This is a genomic window from Dethiosulfatibacter sp., assembly GCF_983023055.1.
On sequence record NZ_CEZJXU010000398.1, the window covers coordinates 1 to 2,447 of the forward strand.

General features: G+C 37.3%; 1 protein-coding gene. It reads left to right on the forward strand.

Translation table 11 applies throughout. The annotated features are described in order from the left end of the window. Positions 1-71 precede the first annotated feature (71 nt). A complete protein-coding gene (locus AC3AX0_RS11570) occupies positions 72-2,360 on the forward strand; it encodes a xanthine dehydrogenase family protein molybdopterin-binding subunit (protein WP_487550437.1) in 2,289 nt (762 codons plus the stop codon). Positions 2,361-2,447 lie beyond the last annotated feature (87 nt).

Below are 2,447 nucleotides of genomic sequence, written 5' to 3' on the forward strand. Positions count from 1 at the left end.
AAGAGAGTTGCAGTAAAAGGAATAATTAATGATGTCTATGATGAAATCAAGAACATAATGGAGGTGCAATAATGACTGTTGAAATGTCTGATAAAAAAACTGCAAAGTTCAAATATATTGGAGAAAGAATAGTAAGACCGGATGCTCGTGACAAGGCAAGGGGGAAAACTAAATATACTGGTGATTTAAGAAGGCACGATATGCTCTTTGCCAAGCTTGTTACCAGTACAAAAGCCCATGCAAAAGTTACAATTCAAAAGGAAGAGGCACTTAAAATTGATGGAGTAAAGGCTGTTTTTACTTACGATGACGTACCTCACAAGGCTTATTGCTCAAATCAGCGTTTCCCTGGAGATGTTTCGGATCAGGATGAATATATTCTTCATGAAATTGCAAAGCACGTTGGAGACAGAATTGCACTGGTTGTAGGAGAAAGTTATGAAGCTGTAGATAGAGGAATAAAGGCTGTAAAAGTTGATTATGAAGAACTTCCTGCCGTAATAGGACTTGAAGAATCAAAGAAGGATGAAACATTGGTATTCAAGGATACTAATCTATTATTCAGCAAGTCATTGTCTTGTGGAGATATGGATAAGGGATTTGAAAAGGCAGACTATATAATAGAAGATGAAGGTACTACACCAAGAATTCATCAGGGAGCAATAGAGAATCATGTATCACTGGTAGAGCCTGATATGTTTGGAAATTTGATTGTATGGTCTCCGTGCCAACATGTTTTTTGGATTCAAAATGTTATTTCCAATGCTCTTGATTTACCTTCAGACAAAATAAGGGTAATAAAGTCGGTAATAGGTGGTTCTTTCGGTGGAAAGAGTATGCCTGTACTTGAGCCTATTGCTGCCTTTGCAGTTTTAAAGCTGAACAAGCCTGTACAGATACTTATGGAAAGAAAGCATTCCATAGGGACAGTAAGAGTTCGTAACAGTACAAAACAAAAAATCAGAACAGGTATTACAAAGGATGGAAAGATTGTAGCAAGAGACATAGCCATGGAGTTTGATGGCGGTGCTTATATAACTAATGGAGTGGCAATAACAATAGCAACAGGGAAAAAAGCCTTTAGAACATACGATATTGAAAACCAGAACTATAGTGGAAGCATATATTTTACAAATACTACTCCTGGTGGAGTTTGTAGAGGATATGGATCACCTCAGATTCATGCCATCACAGAAATAAACATTAACAATGCTGCGAAAAAAATCGGCATGGATCCAGTGGATTTCAGAATAAGGAATGCATTTGAACCAAAAGAATTTGATGAAAAGGGCGTTGACCATATAGGAAGTCCGGCAATTGGTAATGGAAGGATCAAGGATTGTCTCATCGATGGAATGGAAGCATTCAACTGGAAGGAAAGAAAAGAAAAAATCAAGGAAAAAAATACTGAAAGATATGCCTATGGTCTTGGAGTTGCAGCCGCAGCTCATGGAAATGGATATCACGGCGGAGCTCCTGATTATACAAATGTTGATATTCGGATGATGTCTAACAATAGAGTAGTAGTAAAGATTGGAATACATGATCTTGGATGTGGTACAGTACTTAGCATGCAGCAGATTGCAGCAGAAGTCCTAGATATAAACCCTTTGAATATAAATGTTCCCCAGGCTGACACACATATTTCTCCATATGATTCAGCAGGATCACAGGCCAGCAGGGTAACCTTTGTTTGTGGTAGAGCATTACAGGAGGCATCTGAACTTCTTAAAGAGAAAATGCTGGACATCTATACAAGAAAATTCAACTGTAACAGGGAATATATTAAAATGGAAGACGGTATAATTTCCTGTGGTGGAGAAAATGAAATTACATATGGAGATCTTGCAACAATAAGTGAAAGAGATTTTGAATCTACACTTAAAGAGGTAATAGAATATAGATCCAAGGTAAATCCTGCTACATATGCAGTATCATTTATAGAAGTAAAAGTTGATAAATATACAGGCTTGTTTGACATAGTAGATGTGCTGGCAGTCCAAGATGCCGGACAGGTAATAAATAGAACTCAAGCAGAAGGCCAGGTTCAGGGTGGTGCACATATGAGTCTTGGAATGGCAATGTGTGAAGAGGTTGAAATTGACTCAAAAGGAAATCTCAAAAGTGAGAACTTCTCAAAATATCATGTTATTAATGCACCTTCAATGCCGGAAGTAAGAACTTTATTTATTGAAAAAGGTGAAACAAGAGGACCTTTTGGAGCAAAAAGTATTGGAGAAATGGCTACTGTTGCACCAGGGCCGGCACTTATTAATGCAATTAATGATGCTTTAGATACAAATATCACTGAACACCCAGCAACACCTGAAAGAATCATTAAAGCTTTAAGTGAAAAGTAATATGATGTTTTAACTATACAAGCCGGCTTAGCCGGCTTGTATTATTTTTTGTAGATTTTTGATACCTTTTCTATCGAACCTAATCGA